Here is a 26,732-nt window from a genome sequence, read left to right on the forward strand (position 1 = left end):
GAGCACTCCTCAGTTAATCCGGTTTTTGAGGTCGAAGATCCAGCCCTCGAGGGCCGGATCCGGCTCGGCCTGAAGCGACTGATAACGCTCAACCAGCGCAAGGGCCTCGGGCAGCTTGCCCCGGTAAAGCTCAAGCAGAATCGCCAGGTTTCGGATGGCGGCCTGGTGGTCCGGATCCGCCGCCAGAGCCCTGCGATAGTATGCCTCCGCCAATTCAAACTCTCCCCGCTTGCGGACGAGAACACCCAGCGCATTCAGGGCCTGGGGGTGGGTCGGGTCCAGCTCCACAACCCGCTGAAAGTATTCTTCGGCCAGTTCGGGCTCGCCCCTTTCCATGGCGATGATGCCAAGATTGGCCAGCGGACCGGTCAGCCCTGGATCGCTCTCCAGGATCTCCCTGAATTCCGCTTCTGCCCGCTCCAGGTCATCGCCACGCTTGAGAGCGACTGCGTCTTCAAACCGGTTGCGCAGGCGCGCATCAGCTTCAGTCTGGGCTCCCTCCGCGGTGGCTGTTTCGGTCGGCTCTTCAGGGGCCGGCTGCTGACTGGCACAGGCCCCAAGCAGCAGCATCGCCAGCAGAAGGCCTGCCCTGAGATCCCAAAGTGTGGCCCTTCCCTCTCCGGAATTAGTCCAGTTCATCAACCACCTCGGCTGTTACTTCCGGTTTGTCGTAGCGACCGGGCATCAGGCGTTTAAGAGCGCCAAAGCTCTCCTGCACCCATTCATCATAGATACCATTCCAGCTCCGGCTGGCATTCTGCTCGTGGATATCAATGGCATTTTCTTCAAAGGGGAAGGCCTGTTCTTCCAGCAGCAGATCGTACTGCATGGCCTCAAGCTCGCTCAGGCCCTCCGGCCTCTCGGCGTCCATCAGGTCACGTCCCAGCCGGGCGTAGATATCGGCAATCCGGTAACCGGCCTCGGTGGAGAAGCGGGAGATACCATAGTTCGCGGTTCTCTGCCAGGCCTGAGCCGCCGTTTCCAGAGCTCCGATTTTCGCCGCCATGGTTTTCTCGAGGGGCAGGGTCAGGGCAATGCCGTTGTATCGTGTCAGGACATCAGTGGCCAGTACGGCGGAGGCCTCCGCCGCCAGATAGCGCATCCGGTCATCGGCCTGATCCGGATTCCGGTCAACGGCTTCCATCTGCCGCGCTAGCCAGAAACGCCGCTTCAGCGGATCGTCTGCTTCCTCGTAGAGTTCCGCCAGCCGGTTGGCATTCTCCATCCAGGTATCCAGGGGTGCAGGATAGCTGTTGGCGTATAGGCGATAGCTGGCGATGGCCTTTTCCCTGCTGCCCGCCCGGTCGTAAAGGTCCGCGGCGATCAGCAGGGTTTCCCGCTTATCTTCATCGGTTTCAGCCAGATCGAACAGTGTCTGAAGCTCATCCGCAGCAGCTTCCCACTGTTCGGTTTCCCGGTAGGCCAAGGCCATTTTTGCCGGCAGCGTGTCTATCATTGGATGTTGCGGGTAGTTCTGCCGGAACTCTGTCATGACATCAATGGCGCGCTGCCATTCCGTCAGTTCCATGAGGGTATTGGCAGCATCGTATTCCGCATTTGGGCGGACACTGGAGCTGGGTGCCGCCAGGCCAACCCGGAGGAATTCATCCACGGCCTCGGGTTTCTCCCGGGCGGCCAGATGGGCTTCGGCCTGGCGGTAGACCGAAGCAGCAAGGTTCTCGATGACGCCACTATGACGGTTGTCCTGGGGCGGCATGATCAGCAGGGCCTCCTGATAGGCCACCTCGGCCTGGGGGTAATCCTCCAGCGCGTAGAGCGAATGGGCCTTCAGCAGGAAGGCTTCGGTCATCAGGCTGACATCCGGTGCCGCCTGCCAGGCAAGGATTTTACCCGTCTGCTCAATCACACTCCGGTAGTCCTGCTGCTCGAATTCATGGCGCGTTGCTATGTAAAGCACATTGAGGGCGCGCTCATCCTCCGGAAAGGCGCTGACAAACCGCACCCGGTTCTGCTGCTGCTCTTTCCCCAGGGCATCCACTTCTGCCTGACCCAGGTCAGTCCAGGTTTCGGCATAGCTGCGCCAGACGAGAATGGAGGCATAAGCTGCTTCTGCCGCCTGGGCATGACTGCCGTAGTCGTAAGCCACCTGCTCGAAAGCCTGGATGGCCTGGCGCCACTGCCTGAGCTCCAGTTGTGTTTCCGCCAGCAGGAAGAGCAGTTCCGGGGCCCCCTCATGGGACGGGAAGGTCTCGACAAACTCACCGTAGTACCTGGCAGCCCGGCGGTACTCCTCCTCCTCCGCTTTCGGGCGTCTGTCCGATTTCTGCGCAAGAACATAGTGCCGGTTGGCCAGTTCTGGCAGCAATTCTTCCAACTGCTGGAAAATATATTCGAACGCCTCGCCTTCCGCCCGGGCCCAGTAGTCTCCGGTAATGCCGTAGGTGTCGACGAACTCAGCCTTGCGCTCGGGGATGCTGGCTGTGAATCCGGCAACCTGCAGCGTGGCGATAATATTCATGTGGTAACGGGGTGCCCAGCGGCTCAGCGGGTAGATCTCTATGTACTGCTCGTAGACTTCGATGGCGTCGGAATAGAGCTCTTTTTCAAGCAGAAGCTCGCTGTAGCGGTCGTACACCAGAATTTCCCAGGGCTTGCGGCCGGTGCGCTCGAACAGCGCGGCGACGCTCTCCGCCCCGCCCAGGTAGGAGAAGGACAGACCCATGACCCGGAACAGATCCTCAACCATTGTGCGCTGGGCACCATCGACATTCTGCACCCGCTCTCCGCCGGGCAGCACTATGTCCAGCACACTGACGTAGCTAATCAGGGCTGGCTCGTAATCCCCCTGTTTGAACTGGCTCCAGCCCTTCATGTACCAGGCGTTGGTCAGGAAGGTTTCCCGCCCAGGTGCATCGGCATCGGCCTGGATCACCGCATCAAAGGCCTTTTCGGCACCCGCGTAGTCGTAGTTGCTGAAAAGGACCTCACCCCGGCGGAACTCGCTCTCCACCCGGAATTCTGAATCCGGGAATTCGGTAACCAGACGATCCAGGGTCGCGAGGTAGGCGTCGGTATCGCCCCTGAGTTCATAGGTTCTGGCCAGCTGATAGAGGATCCGGTCGTTGGTTTCCCGGTCGGGATACAGTTCCAGCAGCCTCTGGTAGGCATCAATGGCCACGTCCAGTTCGTCCACCGCCTGCTCCGTCATGCGATTTTCCGCCTGCTGGAATCTCAGGTCCGCAAGCCGGTGCTGAACCCGGATGATCTGCTCCGGGTCCTCCAGCAGCGGTAGCAGCCTTTCATAGCCGCTGATGACGTCTTCCAGACCAACAGCCCCGGAAGCTGCAGCTAGCGGAGAGACGGCGGCGGGCTGCAGTTCAGCAAGAGTACCTGGCTCTGCGGCCACACTCTCATCCCCCGAAAAGGGGAGCAGATTCATGCTCTGACAGCCGGACAGCATCAGCGCCGCCAGCATGGCAGACACCCAGCAGCAGGTTTTCCGGCTCATGGCTGCCCTCCGGTATCCGGAGAGTTCAGTTGCGCAGAACCGCCAGCATTCCGGAAGATCTCATCAGACAGGCGCGCCTGGGCCAACCGGGCCTCTCTCAGATAGCTGCGCACCTGGTTCTGCTGGTTCTCAAGCTCGGCATCCACATGCTGCACAAGGGCGCGCCTTGCCTCTGCCACCACTTCATCAAGGCCTGCGGCCAGGGTTTCCAGACGTTGCCGGTTCCCGTCGACCCTCTGCGCCAGGGCTTCAGTGCGATCATCCTCTGCCATTTCCTGCTCGATGTCGGCTTTGCGCCGGGTGAACTCCTCCATCGCCTGGTTGAGTCCCCGCAGCTGCTTCTGGGCCTCCCAGCGATTGACCGGGTACTCCTCCGCCAGCCACCAGTCAAAGTAAGCGCGGATGCGACGTATTTTCTGGCGGTAACCGGCCATGCGTTCATCGTCCGGCAGAATCAGGAGCCGCGCTTCAACGGCTTCGATGGTAGCAAGCAGCTCCATCTGTTCCGCCGTCATGAAAAAGGCGTGGTCTTCCTCCGCCAGGGCCTGCTCGATTCGCTCATTGTATTTTTTCTGACGGACCAGCCACTGATCGGCCTGCTGCTCGGCCAGTGCCGCTCTCGTTTCAGCGATCCGCTCCCGGCGCTGGCGCTCCCGGGTGGCCAGCATCACATCAAAAGACTCCATCTGTCCCTGCCAGACGTCCAGCGAGCGGCTGAGGCGATAAAGCTCGTACAGATCCCGCAGGGCCAGCTGAAACGCCTCGGTTGCCAGCAGGTTCGCCAGACTGAAAGCAGACGGCTCCACTGCCAGACGGCCATAGGGATCACTGGCAATATCAGCCGCTCCAAGCTCAAGCAGCGAGCCGGCTGGATCCTGGGGCCCGCCGGGGCGCAATGCCGCAAGGATCTGCTGTTCGGTGAGTTCGCTCCGCTGAAGGGCCAGGCTTGCAAGAAGAGCCTCGTAATGCTCGCCCGCCTGCCGGTAGGCCTCGAGGGCCTGGCGCTTCTCTCCCAGCTCTTCGATAACAAAGGCCCTGGCATAGGGCACCTGCTGGAGCCAGGGCGTGAACAGGGGGCGTTCCTGGAGAATGTTCAGTGCCTGAAGTGTGATGCCATGGTCTTTTTCACTGGATGCGGCCACGGCCAGATGGAACAGGGCCTGGTCTGAAAAAACGCTGTCGAGGGAAATCTGACTGAGACTTCTGCGGGCCTCTCCGTAATTGCCCTGCTGGAAATGCAACTGGCCGAGGCTAAGCAACGCCCGCTCCCGGAGGGCAACCCTTTCGCTGAAATCTTCCTGATCTTCGTCGGGGAAACGGAGCTTTCCGACAAGCCCTGAGAATTCATCGATTGCCTTTCCGCTCTGTCCAGAGGACAGGTGCCGGACCGCCAGGTTATAGGTCAGATAGGCATGCCAGAGACCGTCCGCCGGCAAATCGGCGAGGATTTCCTGCATTCCAACGCGGTCGCCGGTTGCCAGGGCAAGCTGTCCCTTCAGATAGAGCCACTCATGGAAAAGATCAGGTTCGTCGTCTTTCAGCAGCTGCGCATCCACACGCCCGAGAGCTTCCTGTGCCAACTGGCTGTCCCCTTCCAGGTAGAACACCTTGCCCAGATAAAACCAGGCCTGGTTGCGGGTGGAGCCAGATACGTTGTCTTTCAGCAACTGCTCGAAAACTGCTTTTGCTTCCCGGGTCATGCCGTAAGACAGCATGAGTCCGCCCCTCACCAGCTGGGGATAGTCACCATGCCCCTCGATTCCGCCACGCTCTTCTGCAACCGCGAGGCGAGTGAGGGCCTCAAAGGCGTTGCCCTGATAGTACTCGTAGAACACCGCCCCATAATCCAGATCCCGCACCCGCTCCGGCGCTGATTCAGCGGCGCCTGCTGCGCCGGAGGCCGCCGTTATGGCTGCGCCGCAGAGCAGTGACAGGCCCGTCCGTGATATGCCCTCCAGGGCCCGGAACATCATTCCCACGGTACTCGTCACTCCCATTCGACGATGCTGACGTCGGGCTGATAGTTGGATGACTGGTCCTGAATGCGAATTTCCAGCGCCTTGGTGTCCGTGCCCTTGGTAATGTTCAGGGTGGCCGCTTTGCGGTAAACCCGGTTGTCCGGCCCAATGCCGTCCACGAAAGCGGTGATCTCATGGTCACCACTTTTCAGGTTGCCCATGTGCAGCCGCTGCATGCCCCCCTGCTGGAGAGCCTTCAGCTGACGTCCCGTGTAAAGATGGGAAGCAACCACCTCGTCATTCACCTTGAGCTTCACGCTGTCGAGCTTGAGAAACTCTCCGGTATTCAGACTCAGGAAGACCGAAAACTGGGTACTGGCAGGAAACAGCAGATCCTCTTCCAGGATGAACAGGTCACGATTCAGTTTGATGACCTGCTTCTTCAGGTCTTCGACGCTCATGGCCACCGGGGTCTCTGCCGGCTCTTCGGCAAGAGCCGGACTCAGGCTGAACGTTGCCAGCAAGGCCAGTATCGCTGGCAAAGCCCTGAGAGTGCCGGTGATGTCTTTTGTAATCATGGTTTTTTCAGTCATGGAATCGCCTTGACGGATCAGAACTCAAGTATCAGCGAGGCCCGGGTAACCCAGGCATCGAACTCGTAAAGGGGCTCTTCCCCCGGAAGGAAATCGCCGACAGCCGTGACGTCCCGGAAGTTGTCGTACTGAAAGTCCAGATAGTCCACCAGCAGGCTTGCCTGAAGGCGGTCAATTCCGGGGATCCGGGTCTGTTTCCATTCATAGGTCACACCCGCGCCAAGGGTCGTGCCATCAAACGTGCTCAGCTCCTTGTCCCGGGCCAGATGGGTCTGGGAATTGGGGAAGACAAACAGATCACTGTAAAAATCCGCATCTTTCTGGGTGTAGTACCGGGTGCGGCCTTCGAGGGTCCAGTGTTCCCCGATGGTATGCACGTAGCCCAGTTCCACCGTATGAGCCTTGATGCCCCAGGTGTCGCTGAAGTACCGGTATTCTGCCCTTAGGGATGCCCGGTACGGCAGGTAATAAAGTACCCGGGGGGTGATGGCGAAGCTGGTCCTGGTTTCCGGATAACGTTCCGGCTGGTAGAGGAAATTGGTGGGATCCGTGGGATCAATGTACCGGTTCTGCCGGTACGGGTTCTCCAGAAAACCCTCATCCGTTATGGCTTCCATGTCCAGACTCACCAGACTGTTTTTGGTGATCACCTGGGACAGGCCGAGCTGGTAGTGCTGACGCTCCGCCTCCTCGGAAAAAGACTCGTTGCCCCGCTCGCCAATGTCATCCCGGCCCCGGGCATAGCCCAGTCTGAGGCTGCTGAGGCCGCCAAAGAACTCCTGGACCACGGAGAAGTAGACAGCATTGGCCTCGTAGTCGTTTTCGGTACTGTTGGTATAACCCAGGCTCATGATGGCGTTTTCATGAAGGTAATCCACGCCGGCACTCACCTCCGTGCGCTCTTCCGTGTACTCACTGGCAGTGGCCAGCACATCCACGGACGCCGCAGAAACCGAGTCAACGTAATACTGGGCCGTGAATGAGACCTGGGGCCCGGCACTCTTGCGCACCAGCACTGAGGGCCCGTCGATTTCCATGCCGCCGCCCTCGTAGCGGTGGTAGAGCATATCCACACTGTCCGGCGGCAGAGTCGCCGACAACGGGCCCTGAGACAGAGCTGCCAGCAAAGGGGCCAGTACCGCATAACGCCAGGAAAGCCGGACCCGGCAGGACTCAGTTACAGCCACAGCCGCCTCCCGAGCCGCCTTCGGAGCCACGGGCTGACTCCCGCGCCTGATAGACGTGATTCATGTAGCTGCCCGCAGTGCCATGGCGGCCCGGGTTCATGATCGGATCGGCCAGCTTGTCCCTTTCATAGGGCTTTACCCAGGGCTTAATGTCACTGCAACCGACCGAGCCTATCGAAAACATCAGCAGGAGCAGGCAGGTAATCGTGCGCAAGGTCATTGATATGATTTCCTTTCCTGTACGGCCGCTATTCGCGGATCAGTTGCCTGACCTGCTTCACGTAATCTTCCTCATAGCCCGGCTTGTAGCCCCGGTGCAGGAAGCGTGCGGTGCCGTCGCGGTCAATCATCACGGTAGAGGGCATGGCATCCACGCCGTACAGTTCACTGACCCGGCTCTCATTGTCATAAAGGATGGGGAAGTCCACCGGCACCGCCGACAGGAAACGGTCGGCCTCGGCCGTATTTTCATCCACGTTGACCGCCAGCACGGTGAAACCAAGGTCCTTGTACTGCTCGTGGATATCATCCATCACCGGCATTTCCTGCCGGCAGGGGCCGCACCAGGAGGCCCAGAAATTCAGCATGACCACCTGGCCCCGGTAATCCTCCAGCCTCAGGTTCTCGCCCTGATTGCTTTTCAGGGTGAAGTCCGGTGCCGGCTCGTTCATGGTTTCAGCGGCAGAGGCTGTGAAAGCCAGGGTTGCCAGGAGGCTGGCGCCAACAAGCTGTCTCAGTAAAGTCTTCATGGTTCTGCTCCTAGAAAAAAACCGAAAGCCCGGCGCTCATTTCTGTATTGAAGGCGGTTTTTTCTTCGCCGGTTACGTCAATGTCGTACAGGTGCTCCCGCACGCTCAGATGAACGGACAGGCTGTCGGTCAGCAGGACCTGGTAGCCGGCTCCGAAGTTCACGGTAAAGCGGTTGTCACCGGCAAAATCCGTAGCGCCGGCTCCTGCCAACAGATAGAAATTAGTATTGAAGGCGTAATTGCTCCCGAAGAAGGCTTCTCCCGGCAGGATGTTGTAGCCCAGGTTCAGGTTGTACCAGACGTATTCCCGCTCCTCGTCCGACAGCAGCTCGACATTGCCCGCCAGCTTCTCAAAACTGGTTTCGCCACCCTCGGCAAAGCCCAGATTGGCCTCCACAAAAAACGCCTCGCTTATGTGGTAGGTAAGGCGGGCGCCATAGGCCGCAGAGGATTCAAAATCCTCGATGGCGATGAAGCCGCCAAACACGCCCAGCTCGAAATCCTCGGTATCGATCAGGGCCTCATCCACCTTTGACGGCTGGACGTCAGGCTCGATCAGCGGGCGGTCATCATCCGCAGCCAACACACTGCCGGCCACCAGCATCAGGAGGCCGGCACCAGCCAGAACTGGCAGTTCCCGATTCAGAAAAATACGCTTAGTCCAACTTTCCATTCTGTCGCTTCTTCGTTGGTGGCACGGTCGGTGAAGACCTTGTAGTCCTTCACCTCGGCTCGCACAAAATACCTGTCGGTGACATACACCCTGAGCCCCAGGCCAACGTGGGCGGTGGTGTCACTTCGCGCTTCCGTTTCCGCCAGGGTCGCCTTGGGATCAATGAAGGCATGCCCGGCACCCAGGGTGAAAAACGGCGATACCCGCCAGTGGGGGAACGGCTGGTGAACAATGTTTACATTGGCCTGCAGAATCTCTGATGACTCGCCCAGCACCTGGGAGCCCCAGAGTTCCAGGGCAAGATTTTCCGTCATCCAGTAGCCGCCATAGACAGAGGTGACAGCCGCATCCTCGAACTGGCCAAACATGACGCCAGCCTCCCAGGTTTTGCCGCTGAAGTCCTCACGGTCCGGCGCCGAGATTTCTACCGGCTGCCCGATGCCGTCGAGGGTCTGGCCAATGTCCTCCAGATGAACCCAGCCTTCCCGACCCTTCTCATCACGAACCTTCATCCAGCGGGTTTTCTGCATCACCAGCTGGAGCGAGTCACCCCGCTCGCTGACCCGGATAACGGGGTAACCGGCTGCCGGGCCGCTGTGCCATTCAGCAAACGGCTCGGCTACGCGCACCTCCGGCAGCCTCCCGTCGTCACTGCCCCACCAGGCGGCGACAGCCACATTCGACAGCAGAAGCCCCACTACCGCGGGGACAAACCGGAGCAGAGAGGACACCTCCCTTGCAAATCTTGATCGGGTCTTCGGCATCTGGTTCTGAGTTCTTTACCTGGGTCGAATGGGAATTCCGGGAGTAGCTACTGCCTGCCGCAGCACTGCGCCCGCCTCAGTCTTCTGGTGCCTCGAAGGGGTTGTTGAAATATTGCGCCCCCACATCAAGCCATTCGGCGATCAGCTTGTGCTCCACATCACTCAGAAAGCCCTCGTGACTGCCGCCAGCATGGAAGCGGTTCAGGAATCGGGCACTGGCGCGAGCCCCGTTGGTGCTCATGGAAGATCGTACCGGGATGGTGGCAAACATGGGTATGGGATCGCCGGCGCCGTCGAGTATAAGCTCGCCATCCTCATCACGCTCGAATTCTCCGGTGTCCACCAGGGTGTCGAGCAACGCACCGTTCATCAATTCCTGCTCACTGTCATTGAACAGCAGTTCCCGGTAGGACTTCAGGATAAGAGCATTTTCCGCGGAAGGACCATCGCTGAGGTCGAGCTGAGCAACTGGTACCTGGGTTGCACCCACGGCATCAACATCGGAATGGCAGCTGGTGCAGTTTACGTCATCCAGCTGGGTTACTCCGTCGGTGTCGAAAATGGGCCGGGCAAGGTTCCAGAGCGGGTGAATGTGATTTTCATAGTTGATCACCAGCCGACACCGGCTGCTCCACTCTCCCGCGCAGGCCTGATTCATCGGGGCCGCAGTAGCCAGGTCGGCATAGGCCCAGGAGAAGCTGTCTGCTTTTGGGACTACATCCGGGTCGGTCCATTCATCGTCATACACCAGGTCCGCGGTCAGACGTCGAATCCCCTTTATCCGTGTAATGGTCTCGGCCATGGTTTCCCCCATGTCCGCAAACAGGGCCGGCTCGGTATTGGGGAACTCCTGGCCGGTGGTGGTGGCGCCGCGATTGGCCGGGGCGGGTCCTGCACCTTTACGGCCGTGAGGAACTTCGCTGTCAGAGGTGTGGCAGCCAATGCACTCCATGGTTTCCCCGGGGCGGACCTGCAGCCAGTTCTGGTGTCTCTCACCGATTCTCCGACCCCTGTCATCCAGTACGCTGATCGCAAAGGCGACATTGGCGGGGACTGCCATGCGCACGGACCCATCGGGTTCCACCGGTACATAGCCGAGAATTTCCCGCATGGATTGATTGCGACTGCGGCCAAATGCCGAATTGTCGAAGTCAAAAACCTCTTCGCCGGGAATCGAAACCGGCTTTTCGACACGCAGGAAGCGCGCTGGCCGGCTGGAGGGAGGCGTGGCAGCAGGATCAGCCAGATTAGAGGTGCCTCCCGGGGCAGTATCAACGCCATCAAAATCGTAGACGCTGCGAATGTGAACGATACCGAAACCCTCTTCCCCAAGGTTGCGGGCTTCATCCGTGGGGACGGGATCCATCAGGAATTCGGGCAGAGGCCTGGCTGTCATCAGCAGAGCTTCATCGTATTGCTGGCCCTCGGAGGCCACCTCGATCGGACGCTGGGTTCCCTCGGCGGGATCCAGCAGCCAGAGACCAAAGATGGGCCGGGCTGCCTGGTATTCACTGGAAGCAAGTCGGGATTCAGTGCAGTTGGTGATGGTGCCATCACTCCCGACGCGCACCAGCCGGCAGGGGCTCCAGCTCACCAGAAACCGGGCGGAGCCATCAAACAGGGGATAGATCGCACCATAGGTGCCATTGAGCCCGGCCTCGCCAAAGGCATTCAGACCCGGGACCAGAGCAGACTGCCCCTGCCCTGCACTGCCATCGATTCTGACGTCGGCTTCGACAAAGTTCGCCACGTCCACGAATGCAGGGAGGCTGCTCAGTCCTGCAGACTCAAATGGCCTGATCTGTACCAGCATACGTCCACTGTCTGTTTCCACTGGCCGGAGAAACTGAACGGCGCCGGCATTGCCTGCCGAATCATGGGAATGACGGCCATAAAGATAGTTCAGGCCCGTCCCGTCGGGATTGACCTGGTAGAGGTTGATTCCATTGTCCGGTGTCTGTCCGGCATTGTCCCAGCGACTGAACAGGATTTTCCCGTTGTCCAGAACAACCGGATCAAGATCATGACTCTGGTTGAACGTAATCTGTTCAATATCAGAGCCATCATCTTTCATAACATGTAAAAGAAATGCTGCAGTTTCCATTTCTTCATCAAGAGCCGGATACTGGGGCTTGCCTTCATCCAGCAGAACGGCCTGTGAGGTTCTCTGCCTGGTAGATGAAAAAACAATACTTCCATCCGGAAGATATGCAGGTGCAATATCCTGTCCTGCTTCAGCATTTACATCGGATGAAATAATTCTTCTGAGCCGGGATGCTTCGGTGTCATATTCCCATATATTCCAGGTTGGCTGATCTTCTTCATCGGCATCTTCGATTTCCGGTGCCCGCATGGCAAACAGAAGTTTCCTGCCGTCATATGACACTTCCAGGCCTTTTACGTCATAACGCAGTTGGCCCTGCTCATTCAGAAATGAACCACCTGCGAATGCACGGGAAGTTATGTCCCTTGCCGGGGCGTCGGGGGAAGCGCTCTCTTTCAGGAAAAGTCGGGCACCGGGCCGAAAGGAGGCAGGCTCTCTGGCATCGTCTGTTACCAACTGACCATTGTTTTCATCAAAAAGAAGCGGTCTTTTGATATATGCTACCGGACTTTCGCTGACGACCGGATCCCGGGCCTGATCATTACTTCCCCCAAGACAGCCGCTCAAAATAACTGCCAGAAACAGCGTCAGTGCTTTCCCATAGTGATTTTTAAATGTTTTTGGCATGAAACTGTTCCAGTGGACTTCCTAAAACACCAATCTGACAATGCCTTCCCTTTTCCAGGAGCTGCTTTCCGGACTTCGGGCCTACCGTCCGGGAACACAAGTATGTCCAGCTGTTCTGTACTTACCAAAGGTTTTTGGTAACGCAGTGTAATAGCGTGCCGTAGCACTCAAAAACAAACTCAGTAACCATTTTATGCTTGGGAACACCGACGCCTCACACTAATGTGAGCGGGTCAAAATTTACCAGGGAAGTCGCCATGAAAACCTGCAGTCGAGCCAGGCGCCTGATGGCAAGTACCGCGTTCAGTTCACTTATTCTGGCATTGGCTCTTGGGCAGGCTGGCATATCTGCCGCAGGGGAAAGGGATCAGGCCAAACGGATTCATGACCGGATCGCGGGGGTGCCACCCTCCCCTGCCGTTCTCGACAGCATGGAAGATGACGTACGCAATGGCAGGGCAATCGATGCTGCCTATGCCGCCATGGAATCCAGCTCTTTCTATGATGTGACCCTGAAAAACCTGGTGGCCCCCTGGACCAATGAAGCCATGTCAAGCTTCGTTCCGCTAAATGATTACACCGCTACCGTGATCGGCATAGTGCGGGACGATGGTGATTTCCGCCGGATTCTCTACGACGACATCCTTTACGTGGGTGATGGCAACCTTGGGCTCCCTCAATACTCCAACAGCAACAACAGTCATTACGAGGCCCTTGAGGCCGGCGGCTTCAGCCTGAAAGACAGCCTGGTGGCAATTCCCCAGTCAAACCGCAACGGCCTGCCACCGGATGCCACAGCCGGGGTAATGACATCAAGAGCCGCCTCCCAGGCGTTTTTCAGTGCCGGCACCAATCGGGCCATGTTCCGGTTCACCCTGCTCAATCACCTCTGCAAGGACCTTGAACAGGTGAGTGATGTCACCCTGCCACCGGACAGAATCCGCCAGGATGTTTCCCGGAGTCCGGGCGGTGACAGCCGGGTTTTCCTGAACAACTGCATCGGCTGCCACAATGGCATGGACCCCATGGCCCAGGCCTTCGCATATTACGACTACGAGTATGACGCCAACAGTGATCCCGACGGTAACCTGGGACAACTGGTATACAACAGCATTGGCGCGACGGATCCGGCAACGGGAAGCCGGGTAAAAGCGAAATACCACATCAATTCCGCCAATTTTGAATACGGCTACGTTACGCCGGATGACAAATGGGACAACTACTGGCGCTCCGGCGCAAATCGTCGTCTGGGCTGGGATTCCAGCCTGACCGGCTCCGGCGAAGGGGCAAAATCTCTGGGGCGGGAACTGGCCCACTCGGAGGCCTTCGCCGAGTGTCAGGTTCGCAAGGTCTTCAAAAACGTATGCCTGCGCAGCCCGGTGGACGCTAGTGACCGCGGCCAGATCGCAGGCATGGTGTCGTCCTTCCAGGGCAGCGGCTATAACCTCAAGCGGGTTTTTGCCGAATCCGCCCAGTACTGCATGGGGGAATGATCATGTGCCCCAGCACGTTCTCCAGCAGCAGTGACTCCAGCGAGTACACCATGACAGCCTCTATCCGCCACAACGTCTCCCGTTCCGGGCGGCTGCTGCCGCTCATGCTCCTGTCGCTGCTGGCGCTTGCCGGCTGTGGCGGCGGCGAAGACACTGAAAGCCTGCCCAACACCGGCACAACGGTGACCAATGCCAACTATAACGGCCCGGCCCCGGCAACCGACGATGTGCAGAATTTCAAACGCAGTGTCTGGGACAATCTGGTATCCACCAACCGCTGCGGCAGTTGCCACGCGGCCAATGGCCAGTCGCCGGCTTTTGTTCATGATGGCGACATCAACATCGCCTGGGCCCAGGCCAACACCATCGTTAACCTGAACGATCCCAGCCAGTCACTGATGGTGACCAAGGTTGCCGGTGGCCATAACTGCTGGCTTTCGAGCGATTCGGCCTGCGCCGACACTCTGACCAGCTACATTGCCACCTGGGCCGGTGGCTCTGCAGGTTCCGCCAAAACCGTGGAATTGCGACCGCCCCAGATCAAGGACCCGGGCGCCACCAAAGTGTTTCCCGCCGACAGCAGCGAGTTTGAGAACTGGGTCTACCCCCTGCTTCGCAACTACTGCGCGGACTGTCACGTAGAAGGCATTCAGGCGCCTTTTGTGGCCAGCGACGACCGGCAACTCGCCTACCTCGATTCCCAGAGCCGGATGGATCTGGAAAATCCTGCGTCCTCCCGTTTTGTAGAGCGGCTGAGAGATGAATTCCATAACTGCTGGGAAGGAGACTGCACTACCTCCGCTGAAGAGATGCAGGTGGCTATCGAGATTTACGCTGCCACCATCTCCACCCAGCCACTGGATACCGAATTGGTGGCGAGCAAGGCTCTGACCCTGACAGGCGACGGCCTGCTGGCCAATGCCGGCGGAAGGTTCGAAGATAACGTCATCGCACTTTACGAATTCAAGACCGGCGAAGGCACCACCGCTTTCGATACCAGCGGCGTCGAACCCGCCCTGCACCTTTCCCTGATCGGCAACGTTGACTGGTTCGGCGGCTGGGGCATCACTGTCGGACCGGCTTTTCTGGATGAGACCACTGGCGCCACTGTCAGAAATGGCAAGGCCCAGGGCACCACCACGGCAAGCCGGAAGATCCATGACCTGTTCACGGCCTCAGGGGAATACAGCATCGAGGCATGGGTGGTGCCGGCCAATACCACCCAGGAAGACGCCAGAATTGTCACCTATTCAGGCTCAAGCACTACCCGAAATGTCACTCTTAGCCAGACCCAGCAGAATTACGAGGTCCTCCATCGCAGCACTACCACGGACCAGAACACTGCGTTTGCCACCGATGGCAACGACATGCGACTGCAGGCTTCACTCCAGCACGTGGTGGTCAATTTTACCCCGGGCCAGGGCCGCAGGATTTTCGTCAACGGCGAGGACACGGGCGATGTGGACCCGTCCCCTGCCGGCCTGCTGAATGAATGGGATGACACCTTCGCCCTGGTGCTGGGCAACGAAACCGATGGCATGTCCCTCTGGGAAGGCTCCCTGCAGCTGGTGGCCATTCACAACCGAGCTTTGTCCGCAGAGCAGATACGCACCAACTTTGAAGTAGGGGTCGGGCAGAAGTACTTCCTGCTGTTCAGCATCGCTCATCTCATCGACATCCCGGAAAGCTATGTGGTCTTCCGGGTCAGCCAGTTCGACAGCCATGGCTACCTGTTTGCCGAGCCCTTCTTTATCAGCCTTGATGAGACCCAGACACCCCAGGGCATTCCCCTGGAAGGCCTGAAGCTCGGCATCAATGGCAGGGAAGCAGCGGTAGGCCAAGCCTTTGCCACTCTGGAGCTGAGCCTGAACAGCACTGACTATACCCCGGGCTCCGGCCAGGTCCTTTCCACCCAGGGCACCATTATCGGCCTGGAAAACGGACCGGATAGCGACGAGTTTTTCCTGAGCTTCGAGCGTCTGGGAGACAATGAGAACGTGGTGGTTGAGGGGTCCCTCTCCCTGGCGCCCGTGCCGGCGGATCAACCAGAAGCTCCGTCCATCGGACTCAAGACCTTTGATGAGATCAATGCCTCCATGGCGAAGGTTTCCACCATTGCCACAACTCACCCGCCGGTGGCCGCGACATTCAATACGGTGCGCCAGCAGTTGCCTTCAGTGGAAAACATCAACGGCTTCCTGTCATCCCAGCAGATGGCAGTGACCCAGATGGCCATCCAGTACTGCGATGCCCTGGTAAGTGACACCACAAAGCGGGCGGCCTTCTTCCCGGGGTTCGGCTTCTCCGCCAGCGCACAGGATGCGTTTGATCAGGCTGGCAAGGACCTGATCATCAATCCCCTTCTCGCCAAAATGGTCGGGACGGGGCTGGATTCGCAGCCAGAGGACACTGCCCTGCGCACAGAACTCAATGCCCTGATGGATGGACTGAGCAGCTGCGGTGGCAGTTGTGCCAGCGACCGAACTGAAACTGTAGTCAAGGCAAGCTGCGCCGCCGTGCTCGGCAGCGCCGTGACGCTGGTGCAATAAGAGGATTCCGCCAATGTTTATCAGACGTTCACGCAACCGGTCACTCGGCAAAGACGAGCCCATGAAGCACGTGGATCATTCCCCGCCAAGAACCCGCAGGGAATTCATCTCCCAGGGCTTCATGATGGGGGCGGCAACCGTGGTGGCGCCATCCCTGTTCAGCCTGTTCGGCAGCCCGCGCATGGCCTCGGCTGCGCTTTCTCCGGACCTGGAAGCTCTCAAACAGGCCTGCGGCATTGCCGTTCAGGGCGCTGGCAAGATTCCGTTCATCTGTTTTGATCTGGCTGGGGGCGCCAATATCGCCGGCTCCAACGTGCTCATGGGCAGATCCGGTGGCCAGACGGACTTTCTCAGCACGGCGGGTTACAACAAGCTGGGGCTGCCCGGGGACATGGTGCCCAACGATCCTGCGTTCATCAACGAGGAGCTGGGGCTGGCCTTCCATTCCGACAGCGCGTTTCTCCGGGGCATCCAGGAAAAAACCACAGCCGGCACCCGTGGCGCGGTCAATGGCGCGATCATCGCCGCCCGGTCCGAGAACGACACCGGCAACAACCCCCATAACCCGATGTACGGTATCGCCCGGGCGGGCGCTGATGGATCCCTGCTGGGCCTGATTGGCTCCAGCAGTTCGGAATCCGGCGGCAATTCCATGGCACCCATGGACCTGATCAGTCCCAAGGCGCGGCCCACCAAGATCGACCGGCCCAGCGATGTCACCGGTCTGGTGGACGTGGGGGACCTGATTGGGCTGCTCAACCAGAACGATGCTGTGGCTGTCATGGAGTCCATCCAGCGTATCAGCGATGCCAAGATGGGCCGGGTCAATGCCCACACTCAGGTCACTACTGATGAGGTTGTGAAAGATCTGGTCCGCTGTGGTTACGTAAAGAGTGCCGATATTGCCGACCGCTTTGGCGATCCTTCCACCCTGGATCCTGAGCTGGACCCGGATATCGTCGGAGCAGCCGGCATATTTTCAACCGGGGAATTCAGCGGCGACAGGGAGTTCCGCAAGACGGCTTCAGTAATGAAGCTGGTCATGAACGGCTTTGCCGGTGCCGGTACTATCACGATGGGCGGCTTCGACTATCACACGGGCGAGCGGGCAACGGGAGAGCAGCGGGATTTGCGAGCTGGCCGCTGCATGGGCGCCTGCCTGGAGTACGCGGCCAGACTTAAAATGCCCCTGATGCTATATGTGTTCAGCGATGGCTCGGTGTCGAGCAATGGCCGTATTGATGATTCAGTAAATGGACGGGGCAAGGGTGAGTGGACAGGCGACAACCAGCAGACCGCTGCTTCCTTCTACCTTGTTTACAACCCGGGCTCCCGGCCGGTGGCCATCCGTAACCAGATCGGCTACATGCGGTCCGACGCTTCGGTGGAGACGGCATCCAGTCCGGCGGCGAACAACGTCAATCAACTGGTGCAGACGGTGGTGCTGAACTACATGGCACTGCATGGGGAGCAGGGGCAGTTTGCAACCCAGTTCCCTAACCATGGTCTGGGCAACGCCACGCTGCAGGACAGCCTGATTGCCATGCCGGGGATTGTGAGTGGGACTATATCCTGAGGTTAAGAGAGACTTTGGAGAAGGAAAGTAAGCGGGCAGCGCTTTCCCCGAATTCGGAGCATGCTATGCAGACGCCGTCACTGCGAGAGTCATCAGGGGGTGGAATCGACCGCCTCAGGGGCTGCAAGACCCTGCGAATAATGCATGTCGCGGTTTTCATCGATAATAATGGCGTCGATTCCGTTCAGGCCGTTGATCATGGCCAGACCCTTCTCCACACCCAGCACAAACACCGCCGTGGACAGGCCATCCGTGGTCAGGGCGTCCGGACCCATAACCGTAACGCTCTGAATACCCTTTGCCGGGCGGCCGGTCTCGGGTGACAGTATGTGGTGAATCCGGTTGCCGGCTTCATCGATAAAAAAGCGCTCGTAATCCCCTGAGGTGGATAAGGCCAGATCGGATACCGGCAATACCACCGCATTGCTGTCTTCCGATCTCGGGTCACGGACACCCACCACCCAGGGGCTGCCCCGCTTGTCACCCAGCAATCTCATGTCGCCCCCGGCGCTCAGTCTGGCATGGTGGATACCCCGTGCCTTCAGGATTCCAATACCACGATCCACCGCATAGCCCTTGGCGATGCCGCCCAGATCCAGTTTCATCCGAGGCTTGCGAAAGGCAACTGTCTGCTTCTCTGCATCGAGGACAATGTCCCTGAAACTGACATGCTGGAGACGCTCGGCAACCTCGGTATCCGTGGGCTGTTTGAGCTCGCGGTAATCGTAAAGGAAGCCCACGGACCCAAAGCTGATATCGAATGCACCGTTGCTCAGCTTCGACACGCGCTGGGCCTCCTCGATCACTCGAAAAAGGCTATCACTGACCTCGACCGGGCGTTCGCCCGCCTCCCTGTTCACCAGGGACAGCTCCGAGTCTTCGCTGTAGCGGGTCATGCGCTGGTTGATACGGTCAAATTCGGCGAAAACCGCCTCGCTGGCGCTGTCCGCTGTCGCCTGATCATCACTCCAGAGCTGAAGCTCGATGCGGGTGGTCATGGCGGTGCCGCTATACCAGAACCATTCTGCGTGGGAGATGGACGGAATCAGCAGAACAGACACGAGGCAGGCGGAGAGAACTCGGGACAGCATGATAATCAGACTCTCTTAACAGCAAACAGGCATTATGGGACGGAGGCGGCTGCCAGCGCCAGCCGACAGTCACAAGTCAGGAAAAGAGAGCTCAGAGACAGCAGGCCTTGAACTTGCGCCCACTGCCGCAGGGACAGGGATCATTGCGGCCAGGGCGCAGTTGGCCTTCGCTGGTGTCCCCTGCCAGGTAATACCAGCGGCCTTCGTCCTGGAGAAACTCCGATACTTCCTCCAGGAATCCCCATCCTTTATCCAGGCGGTGAATTGCCCGGAAATGGACCTTTCCCCGGCCGTTATTCTGCTCCGACGACAGTATCCGCAGCGAAACCCATTCGGGGGAGCCAGCCAGGTCAAGCTGCGCCGGTCGCGTGGAGGGGTGCCAGGTCTGCTGCAGGTAATCGGTCAGGCCCAGAACAAACGCGCTGTACCGGGAGCGCATCAGGGCCTCCGGCGTGGCCGCTGGTCTGCCCTGGTGGAGAGGCTGGCAGCAGGCACCATAGCTCCGGCCTGACCCGCAGCGACAGGCCGGGTCCGGTGCAATTGACTGGGTCGGAGTCAGGGACATGGCAAAAGGTTCGCTCGGGAAGGGCCCGGGCCAGCCGGGAATCTACTTCGCCGCATTGGCAAAGTTCTCCAGGGCGCCTGCGATTTTCCCAAGCACCTCCTCGCAACCGGTTGCACCGTGCCGCTCAGCCAGCCACGCAGGATCGTTGTAACCCAGCCAGACGCTGCCGTCAGCGTCTTCCCAGATCAGCATTTTCTGGGGCAGGTCAACGGCTATGCTCTGGCTGCAATGCATCAACTGGGTGCCAATCATCGGGTTGCCAAAAATGACCAGCTCAGTCGGGCGTAAATCCAGACCCGCATTCCGTGCTCCCTCGGCATGATTGATACGGTCAAACACAGTCATTCCAGCAGCTTCCAGTGCATCCACCAGCCGTTCAGCCGTGTCGCTAACATCGTGACTGCTCTGGACCCTGACCAGACCTTCGGCGGCGAAGGCGCTGGAAGCGGCGAATATAAGTGAGAAAAGCGCAATGCGAAAAATCGACATGAGATGTTTCCTCCATGAGAACAGAAAAGAACCGGAAACCGCTGTCCGGTTCGACCGTATTATTCCTGGTCTGCGGTGTATTCACCGCGCCGAGCGCGGCTGTTAAGGCGTGCACGTTTTAACAGGGCCTGCTGAGCCTGATCCCGGTTGTGAACGTCACCTGACCAGGCCTTCATCGCCGGTTCCTGCAGGGCCCGGCCATAGGACATGCTCAGGTGCCAGGGAGCTTTTTTACCGTGCTGGTTGAGCGCATTCAGATTGGCCGTCGCTTCTTCCGGTGTCTGGCCGCCAGAAAGGAAGTTGATGCTGGGAATCGCGGCTGGCACTTTGCGGCGCAGGATTCGCAGGGTCATCTCTGCCACTTCGTCCGGCGTCGCTTTCTTTGCATCCTTTCCCGGTGTCACCATGCTGGGTTTCAAAATCATGTGCTCAAGAATCACCCCATGCTGGTGTAAAGCGTGGAAGACGGCATGCCAGACCTGTTCGTTGACTTCAGCCGCCCGGGCAATGCTGTGATCGCCGTCGATCAGCACCTCTGGCTCCACTATGGGCACAATACCCGTAGCCTGGCAGACGGCCGCGTAGCGGGCCAGCATCTCGGCATTCGCAGTCAGCCCCAGCGCGGTCGGGTTGTGAGGGGTGATGGGGTAGACCTCCCGCCATTTGGCAAACCTGGCCCCCTGCTTGCGGTACCGCACCAGGCGTTCGCCAAGTCCGTCAAGGCCGTAGGTGATCATATCACCCGGCGCACCCGGAAGCGGGCCCTTACCCTTGTCCACCTTGATGCCGGGGATAATGCCCTGGGAGGCGGCAAGCTCGGGCAGCGGCGTGCCTTTGTTATCCTGCTGGCTGAGGGTCTCTTCATAGAAGATAACGCCGCAGATGTATTTCCCTATGTCAGGCGTGGACAGCAGCATGGAACGGTACCAGCGGCGGTTTTCTTCGGTGGAATCCACGCCAATTGCCTTCAGGCGTTTGGTCATGGTGCCGGTACTTTCATCCGCCGCCAGGATGCCTCGTTCGGCATCAATCATGTCATCAATGGTCTGCTGCAATTCGGCATGGACCGACATGGCTCACCCTCCGTAGTTTCAGTTCCGGAGGTCATGGTTGCCCATTTGTTGGCGTGGAGCAAGACAGGCGTTCCGGAACTCCGTTTCAGTTCTCAGCAGGCATAAGACGATTATTCCTGCGTTCCACACGCTGGGGAATCTCCATCTGCATGGCTTCCAGGCCACCACACTGGCGCAACAGCTCATCCACTGATTCCCGGTCCGAGCCTTCGAGTTCACCGTAGGCGTCCAATACCCGCTGCAACATCCACTGAGGGTAAGGCATGATCGCGCGGCTTCCCGTGGCCTTGCCAATCTGGAACCTGTGTTCGCCAACCTTGCGGGGGATGCGTTTTCCCGGATTTTCCTTTATCCATTGCGCCACCGCGTCCACTGTTTCCCGGAGCACCGGGAACTGCTCGGCAAACTGGCGCCTCAGCAGGGGCAGAAGTGTCTCCGGTATCTCATCATCCGTCGGCCAGTCGCCAACAGATGCATGCGACTCGAACATTCTTTCGACCCAGCGCGCCACATTGGGAGCCCGCTCCCGCATGATGGCGCCGGGCGCAGGATCACGGTAAAGATGCGCATAAAGGGGCGCGATCAGGCCAAAGTCAGCGATACTGGCACGATCCCCAAGAACATAGTGGTGCTTCTGGAAGTGGTCATTCAAATGATCCAGGGTCTCCAGATACCATGCTTCAATTTCCGGACCTGTCTTTTCATCAATGCCCAGCACTGGCAGCATCCCGGCAAACATCGAGGCTTTGGACCTGGCCACTATCCGGCGGACAAAAGCAGGCGCCCAAGGCAGCACTATCTTGCCAAACTCGGCCATGATGAAGGCCTCGTTCTGGTCGGGAAAACTCCACCGGTAATGCATGGCAGGAATGAGCAGCCATTCGTCGCCGTAGAGCTCAAGAAGAAGCGACACCACTTTCTGCTTTGGCGTCTGCGGGTAGACACTCTTTTCGGGAAACCTCTCTTCCAGAAAATCGATGATCTCGGTGGTATCCTGGACAAACTCCCCTTCCGGACTCTCCAGCACCGGGATAAAGCGCACACCGGTTTTGGGAACAATCACTTTTTTGTAGATGCCTACGGTGGAAAGGCGTTCACGGAAAGGGATGCCCTTGTATTCCAGATAGGCTCTGACCTTTCCGGTGTAAAGCGAAAATTCCGTGCCATAAAGTGTGTAAGGCGCTGAAGCCATAGCAGGCCTCCATGATCAGAGATAAATAGGATGCGAATGGATATAAGATCCTGGCAAATGCTTCTGGACCTGTCCATTACCGGTTTTCATCCTGCCGGCGCCCCGTGTTATAAATTTTTTACTGATTCACCGGAACAGGGAAAGTGGCCATGTCATCGGCACATCAGAAAACCGGAACTCTCAGTGCCAGCGCCGCTGAACAGATGGTGGCAGCGCTTAAAGATCGGATTTCTGGTGAAGTCCGTTTTGACCCGGGCAGCCGGGCGCTTTACGCCACGGATGCCTCCAACTACCGCCAGGTTCCTCTCGGTGTCGTCATCCCTCGCAACATAGAAGATATCGAAGCTGCGGTGGCCATCGCCCGGGACTTCAACGCACCAGTGCTGATGCGGGGGGCCGGCACGAGCCTCGCCGGCCAGACCTGCAACGTCGCCGTGGTTATCGACACCTCCCCTTACCTCAACAGGATTCTCAACCTGGACCCAGGCACCAGGACAGCCTGGGTCGAGCCAGGCGTGGTCTGCGACACCCTGCGCAATGCCGCCGAAGAGCACGGCCTCACCTTCGGCCCGGACCCATCCACCCATACCCACTGCACTCTGGGCGGCATGGTGGGCAATAACTCCTGCGGCGCCCATTCGGTGATGGCGGGCAAGACCGTCGACAACATTGAAACCCTTGAGGTGCTCACCTGGGACGGATTGCGCCTGACCGTCGGGCCCACATCGGACGAAGAGCTGGAATCCATCATCAGCGTCGGCGGTCGTCGTGGAGAGATTTACAGCCGCCTGAAGCAGCTACGGGACCGCTATGCCGGTGCCATCCGCGAGGGCTTTCCGGACATCCGTCGCCGGGTCTCCGGCTACAACCTTGACGCCCTGCTTCCGGAAAATGGCTTCAACGTTGCCGCTGCACTGATTGGCACCGAAGGCACCTGCGCCATCACCCTCGCGGCCCAGGCCCGTCTGGTTCCCAGCCCCGCGCACCGGGTACTCGTGGTCTTCGGCTACAAGGACATATGCCAGGCCGGCGACGAGGCCCCCGAGGTTCTGTCTTTTGGCGCGCTGGCCCTTGAAGGGCTGGACGAGCAGATTGTTTCCGACATGCGCAAGAAAGGCATGGGCCTGAAAGCACTGGAGGGCCTGCCCGAGGGCAACGGGTGGTTACTGGCTGAATTCGGTGCCGATGACCGGGACGAAGCGGAGCAGCAGGCCCGGGCGGCCATGGATGCCCAGAAGGATCGCTGTGTCGACAGCCGCCTCTACACAGACCCACAGGAAGCCAGCCTGGTATGGTCGGTCCGCAAGAGTGGCGCCGCCGCAACCAACGCCCTGCCCGGTGAGCCGGAAACCTACCCAGGATGGGAAGACGCGGCGGTGGACCCTGGCCGGGTTGGAGATTATCTGCGGGATTACCGCAAGCTCCTTGAGCAATACGGTTACCGTTCCTCCCTTTACGGTCATTTCGGCGATGGCTGCATCCACGGCCGGGTCACCTTTGATCTGTCCTCCCATGAAGGCGTGGCCAAATGGCGGCGATTTACCGAAGAAGCCGCGGATCTGGTGGTGTCCTACGGCGGCTCCCTCTCCGGCGAGCACGGCGATGGCCAGGCCCGGGCAGAGCTCTGGCCCCGCATGTTCAGCGCGGAGCTGATGGACGCCTTCCGGGAGTTCAAGGCCATATGGGATCCCGACAACCGCCTGAATCCCCACAAGCTGATCGAGCCCTACCGGCTGGATGAAAACCTCCGCACTGGCCCGGGCCATGATCCGATAGACCCCCAGCCGCTGCATTTCACCTTTCACAGGGACGAAGGCAGCTTTGCCCAGGCAGCCGGTCGATGCGTGGGGGTGGGAAAATGCCGCAGCCAGAGTGGCGGCATCATGTGCCCCAGCTACCGGGGAACACTGGAAGAAAAGCACTCCACCCGGGGCCGGGCCAGACTGCTGTTCGAGATGCTGGAAGGTGATCCTCTGGACACAGGCTGGAACAGTGAGGAAGTCCACGAAGCCCTGGACCTGTGCCTGGCCTGCAAGGGCTGCAAACACGAATGCCCGGTGCAGGTGGACATGGCCACCTACAAGGCCGAGTTCATGGCCCACTACTACGAGCAGAACCGGCGCCCCCGACAGGCGTGGACCCTCGGGATGATTCATGAATGGTCCCGGCTGGCAGGTTTTGCGCCACGGCTTTTCAATGGCCTCACGGCATTGCCCGGCATCAATGGTCTGGCCCGGAAACTCGCCGGCATATCTGAAGAGCGCTCCCTGCCACGGTTCTCTGCAAGACCCTTCACGCGGAGCTACCGCACCGCGCCGCGCCAGAACAGTGACAGGCCGGCCGTGATCCTGTGGCCGGACACCTTCAGCAACTTCCTCCATGCCCGGGCCCCTGCGGCGGCCGTGCGGGTTCTCGAACACGCAGGTTTCGACGTACAGTTACCGGGGCGCCCCCTGTGCTGCGGCCGTCCGCTCTATGATTACGGCATGCTGGATCGCGCCCGCCGCCGCCTCGAACAGGTAATGGAAACTCTCCAGCCGGCAATGGACCAGGGCCTGCCGGTCGTCGGACTGGAGCCTTCCTGCATGAGCGTATTCCGGGATGAACTGCTGAACATGTTCCCCGACGACAGCCGGGCCAGATGGCTGGCGGCAAACAGCTGGCTGCTCCCCGATTTTCTGGCACAGCAGGAGAACATCAACTGGCCTCAACTTGAGGGCCAGGCACTGGTTCACGGGCACTGCCACCAGAAGGCCTTCGACGGACTGGACGGCACCCGGGAAGTATTTCAGCGGATGGGCCTGACCGTATCCACGCCAGACAGCGGCTGCTGTGGCATGGCAGGGGGCTTTGGCTTTGAGGCGGACAAATACGAAGTATCCCAGCGCATTGGAGAAGCAGTGCTTTTCCCCGCCGTGAGGGATACGGATCTGGACACCTTTCTTGTTTCAGACGGTTTCAGCTGCCGGGAACAGATCCAGAGAGGCACAGGGCGCCGTGTGTTGCACAGCGCCGAGCTGCTGGACCGCGCTTTTACAGGAACCCGCTGAGGTATCAGACGGCAGTGAGCCCTTCGCCTCCGGTGAGCACAGCGCCGAGAGCGCCAACCCCGTAGGCCACCGCTGCCGCGAGAGCCCCGACCAGAAGCATCTCAAATCCGGCGACCCACCATTTCAGACTGGAGGCGGCAGCTCGCCCTGCACCCACCACAAACAGGGTTACCAGGGTAAGTACCGCCGCCACGGGAAACTGCGCCTCCGGTGCAATCGGTAAAAGGTACGCGAGCAGGGGTACAATTCCTGGCACAATAAACCCGACAAAAGTGGCGAGGCCATGTCTGGCCGCTTCTCCTTTTTCAGTCGTGGCGTTACGGGTATTGGGTGTCCTCTCGGCCAGGTAGTCGCTGGTCGCCATGGAAAACCCATCAGCCAGCAGGGACGCAAAGCCAAGAATCAGAACCACCGTTGATGAAAGAGCGGCGCCCGTAACACCAGCAACGATAGCGAATGTGGTAATCAGGCCATCATTGGCACCGTATATCAGGTCCGACAGATATTTCCTGATCAGCCCGCCCACCGCCTGAGTATCCGTTGGTCGATTCTGTGGCCCATCATCCATCTTCTGTCCCCCGGAAATTTTTGATGCATCTCAGAAATAGCCAACCAGCCGCCCAAGAAACAGCACACTGATCCAGAGGCAGAGGGACGCAAGAGCAAAGACGCGAAGGGCAAACGGCAGGCTTACGCTGTCTCTGGCCCGAAAATGCTCATCGTCCAGCCAGCATGCGGCAAGGCCGGCATTGAGAATCCCGCAGGCCACAAGGACCATCTTCGCAAGAAACAGGCCGGAGCTGGCGTACTCCGTTGCAGCAGTGCTGAATAGCAGAGCCCCACAGGCTACTGCCAGCCCCAGCCCCACAGCTGCGGTGGTCCGCAGAACCTGAAGAAATGGCCCCAGCGGCAGGTGATTCCACAGGCCAAGCAGGCGCAGATCCAGCGGAACAATACCGCCAACCAGCAGAGCAATTCCGAGAATGTGTCCAGCGTTCACCAGAGGATAGGCCCAGACTGAGCCTCCAAGGGCCATGGGGAGAGCCGCGGTTTCCAGCGCCAACAGGAAGTCTTCGAGCATGAGACCCCCTACAGACGGTCGGGGAAGAGGTCGAAATTCCTGCCATCTATGATGAGCCTCTCTGCCATCATTCGATGATGGCCCTCAGCCCGGGATCTGTGCCCCTGAGCCGTTATAACCTTGCCTTCGGGCAGATGTGCCATGGTCAGTCCTGCCTCCCGGTTGCGCCACGGCTGACCAAGCTCGACAATCCACTGGACCCCATCTGCATCAATGGTGATTTCGCCATGAGGGTTGCCCAGCCGCACAAATACAACCTCCCCCGTGATGCTGAACTCATCTTCATTCAGCCAGCCCCAGCCGTGATGAGAAACTGCGAAAGTCGCCAACAGCAGACCCGAGAGGACCATCACGGCCAGCACCGCTCTGTTTCCCGGATTACGCATAACGGCTCCCTCCGTTGCCATATCCAGCAGGGTTTTACATCTACGTTCCCAGTATGGTCCCCT

At 59.2% G+C, this 26,732-nt stretch carries 22 protein-coding genes; 4 read left to right on the forward strand and 18 right to left on the reverse strand.

Annotated features, from left to right (window positions below; all coding sequences use genetic code 11):
- Positions 1–9: 9 nt before the first annotated feature.
- The 10 genes from LG327_RS18215 to LG327_RS18260 form a co-directional block, all read right to left on the reverse strand.
- Positions 10–639 (reverse strand): tetratricopeptide repeat protein, encoded by a 630-nt coding sequence (locus LG327_RS18215; RefSeq protein ID WP_404364146.1) that lies wholly within the window; start codon positions 637–639, stop codon positions 10–12.
- Positions 626–3,469, reverse strand: coding sequence for a tetratricopeptide repeat protein (locus LG327_RS18220; protein WP_404364148.1), 2,844 nt, complete (start codon positions 3,467–3,469; stop codon positions 626–628). Before LG327_RS18220 ends, LG327_RS18215 begins: the two co-directional genes overlap by 14 nt.
- Positions 3,466–5,466: a hypothetical protein gene (locus tag LG327_RS18225; protein WP_404364150.1), complete on the reverse strand. Its 2,001-nt coding sequence runs from the start codon at positions 5,464–5,466 to the stop codon at positions 3,466–3,468. The genes LG327_RS18220 and LG327_RS18225 overlap by 4 nt, the downstream gene beginning before the upstream one ends.
- Positions 5,457–6,020, reverse strand: a complete 564-nt coding sequence (locus LG327_RS18230; RefSeq protein WP_404364151.1) for an AraC family transcriptional regulator — start codon at positions 6,018–6,020, stop codon at positions 5,457–5,459. Before LG327_RS18230 ends, LG327_RS18225 begins: the two co-directional genes overlap by 10 nt.
- Positions 6,021–6,037: 17 nt before the next feature.
- Positions 6,038–7,207, reverse strand: a complete 1,170-nt coding sequence (locus LG327_RS18235; RefSeq protein ID WP_404364153.1) for a DUF3570 domain-containing protein — start codon at positions 7,205–7,207, stop codon at positions 6,038–6,040.
- Positions 7,194–7,427: a DUF4266 domain-containing protein gene (locus LG327_RS18240; protein WP_404364154.1), complete on the reverse strand. Its 234-nt coding sequence runs from the start codon at positions 7,425–7,427 to the stop codon at positions 7,194–7,196. The genes LG327_RS18235 and LG327_RS18240 overlap by 14 nt, the downstream gene beginning before the upstream one ends.
- Positions 7,428–7,455: 28 nt before the next feature.
- Positions 7,456–7,956: a TlpA disulfide reductase family protein gene (locus tag LG327_RS18245; protein WP_404364156.1), complete on the reverse strand. Its 501-nt coding sequence runs from the start codon at positions 7,954–7,956 to the stop codon at positions 7,456–7,458.
- 10 nt (positions 7,957–7,966) lie between these two features.
- Entirely contained in the window at positions 7,967–8,629 is a 663-nt protein-coding gene (locus LG327_RS18250; RefSeq protein ID WP_404364158.1) for an outer membrane beta-barrel domain-containing protein, read from the reverse strand.
- Positions 8,599–9,393, reverse strand: a complete 795-nt coding sequence (locus LG327_RS18255; protein WP_404364160.1) for an outer membrane beta-barrel protein — start codon at positions 9,391–9,393, stop codon at positions 8,599–8,601. Before LG327_RS18255 ends, LG327_RS18250 begins: the two co-directional genes overlap by 31 nt.
- Positions 9,394–9,469: 76 nt before the next feature.
- The gene (locus tag LG327_RS18260) at positions 9,470–12,124 is read right to left on the reverse strand and encodes a hypothetical protein (protein WP_404364162.1); all 2,655 of its coding nucleotides are present in this window, start codon (positions 12,122–12,124) and stop codon (positions 9,470–9,472) included.
- Positions 12,125–12,381: 257 nt separating this feature from the next.
- Between LG327_RS18260 and LG327_RS18265 the strand changes: the two genes are divergently transcribed.
- Genes LG327_RS18265 through LG327_RS18275 form a run of 3 tightly spaced genes read left to right on the forward strand, consistent with a single transcriptional unit; the run spans position 12,382 to position 17,742 of the window.
- Complete coding sequence (locus LG327_RS18265) at positions 12,382–13,617, forward strand: hypothetical protein (RefSeq protein WP_404364163.1); 1,236 nt, start codon at positions 12,382–12,384, stop codon at positions 13,615–13,617.
- A gap of 2 nt (positions 13,618–13,619) precedes the next feature.
- Complete coding sequence (locus tag LG327_RS18270; protein WP_404364165.1) at positions 13,620–16,166, forward strand: LamG domain-containing protein; 2,547 nt, start codon at positions 13,620–13,622, stop codon at positions 16,164–16,166.
- A gap of 13 nt (positions 16,167–16,179) precedes the next feature.
- Entirely contained in the window at positions 16,180–17,742 is a 1,563-nt protein-coding gene (locus tag LG327_RS18275) for a hypothetical protein (RefSeq protein ID WP_404364167.1), read from the forward strand.
- Positions 17,743–17,834: 92 nt separating this feature from the next.
- On the opposite strand, the gene LG327_RS18280 is transcribed toward LG327_RS18275, so the two are convergent.
- The 5 genes from LG327_RS18280 to LG327_RS18300 all read right to left on the reverse strand — a co-directional run bounded on the left by LG327_RS18280 (position 17,835) and on the right by LG327_RS18300 (position 22,152).
- Positions 17,835–18,833 carry an FAD:protein FMN transferase gene (locus tag LG327_RS18280; RefSeq protein ID WP_404364169.1) on the reverse strand — a complete coding sequence of 333 codons (999 nt, stop codon included), beginning with the start codon at positions 18,831–18,833 and terminating at the stop codon, positions 17,835–17,837.
- Positions 18,834–18,924: 91 nt separating this feature from the next.
- Positions 18,925–19,272, reverse strand: a complete 348-nt coding sequence (locus LG327_RS18285) for a YchJ family protein (protein ID WP_404364171.1) — start codon at positions 19,270–19,272, stop codon at positions 18,925–18,927.
- A gap of 168 nt (positions 19,273–19,440) precedes the next feature.
- A complete protein-coding gene (locus tag LG327_RS18290) occupies positions 19,441–19,887 on the reverse strand; it encodes a DUF302 domain-containing protein (protein ID WP_404364172.1) in 447 nt (148 codons plus the stop codon).
- Positions 19,888–19,946: 59 nt separating this feature from the next.
- Complete coding sequence (locus LG327_RS18295; protein WP_404364173.1) at positions 19,947–20,960, reverse strand: class I fructose-bisphosphate aldolase; 1,014 nt, start codon at positions 20,958–20,960, stop codon at positions 19,947–19,949.
- An 85-nt stretch (positions 20,961–21,045) separates the two neighbouring features.
- Positions 21,046–22,152, reverse strand: coding sequence for a glutathione S-transferase family protein (locus LG327_RS18300; protein ID WP_404364175.1), 1,107 nt, complete (start codon positions 22,150–22,152; stop codon positions 21,046–21,048).
- Between the two features lie 149 nt (positions 22,153–22,301).
- Between LG327_RS18300 and LG327_RS18305 the strand changes: the two genes are divergently transcribed.
- The gene (locus tag LG327_RS18305) at positions 22,302–25,202 is read left to right on the forward strand and encodes an FAD-binding and (Fe-S)-binding domain-containing protein (RefSeq protein ID WP_404364177.1); all 2,901 of its coding nucleotides are present in this window, start codon (positions 22,302–22,304) and stop codon (positions 25,200–25,202) included.
- A gap of 4 nt (positions 25,203–25,206) precedes the next feature.
- Here LG327_RS18305 and LG327_RS18310 read toward each other — a convergent pair whose 3' ends face one another.
- From LG327_RS18310 to LG327_RS18320, 3 genes are read right to left on the reverse strand one after another with little or no spacing between them, the layout of a single operon-like run.
- The gene (locus LG327_RS18310) at positions 25,207–25,770 is read right to left on the reverse strand and encodes a VIT1/CCC1 transporter family protein (RefSeq protein WP_404364179.1); all 564 of its coding nucleotides are present in this window, start codon (positions 25,768–25,770) and stop codon (positions 25,207–25,209) included.
- A gap of 30 nt (positions 25,771–25,800) precedes the next feature.
- Positions 25,801–26,283 (reverse strand): hypothetical protein, encoded by a 483-nt coding sequence (locus LG327_RS18315; RefSeq protein WP_404364181.1) that lies wholly within the window; start codon positions 26,281–26,283, stop codon positions 25,801–25,803.
- An 8-nt stretch (positions 26,284–26,291) separates the two neighbouring features.
- Positions 26,292–26,669: a DUF6152 family protein gene (locus tag LG327_RS18320; protein WP_404364183.1), complete on the reverse strand. Its 378-nt coding sequence runs from the start codon at positions 26,667–26,669 to the stop codon at positions 26,292–26,294.
- Positions 26,670–26,732: the final 63 nt, after the last annotated feature.

The sequence above is a fragment of the Marinobacter sp. genome, assembly GCF_044799475.1.
Lineage (GTDB): Bacteria > Pseudomonadota > Gammaproteobacteria > Pseudomonadales > Oleiphilaceae > Marinobacter.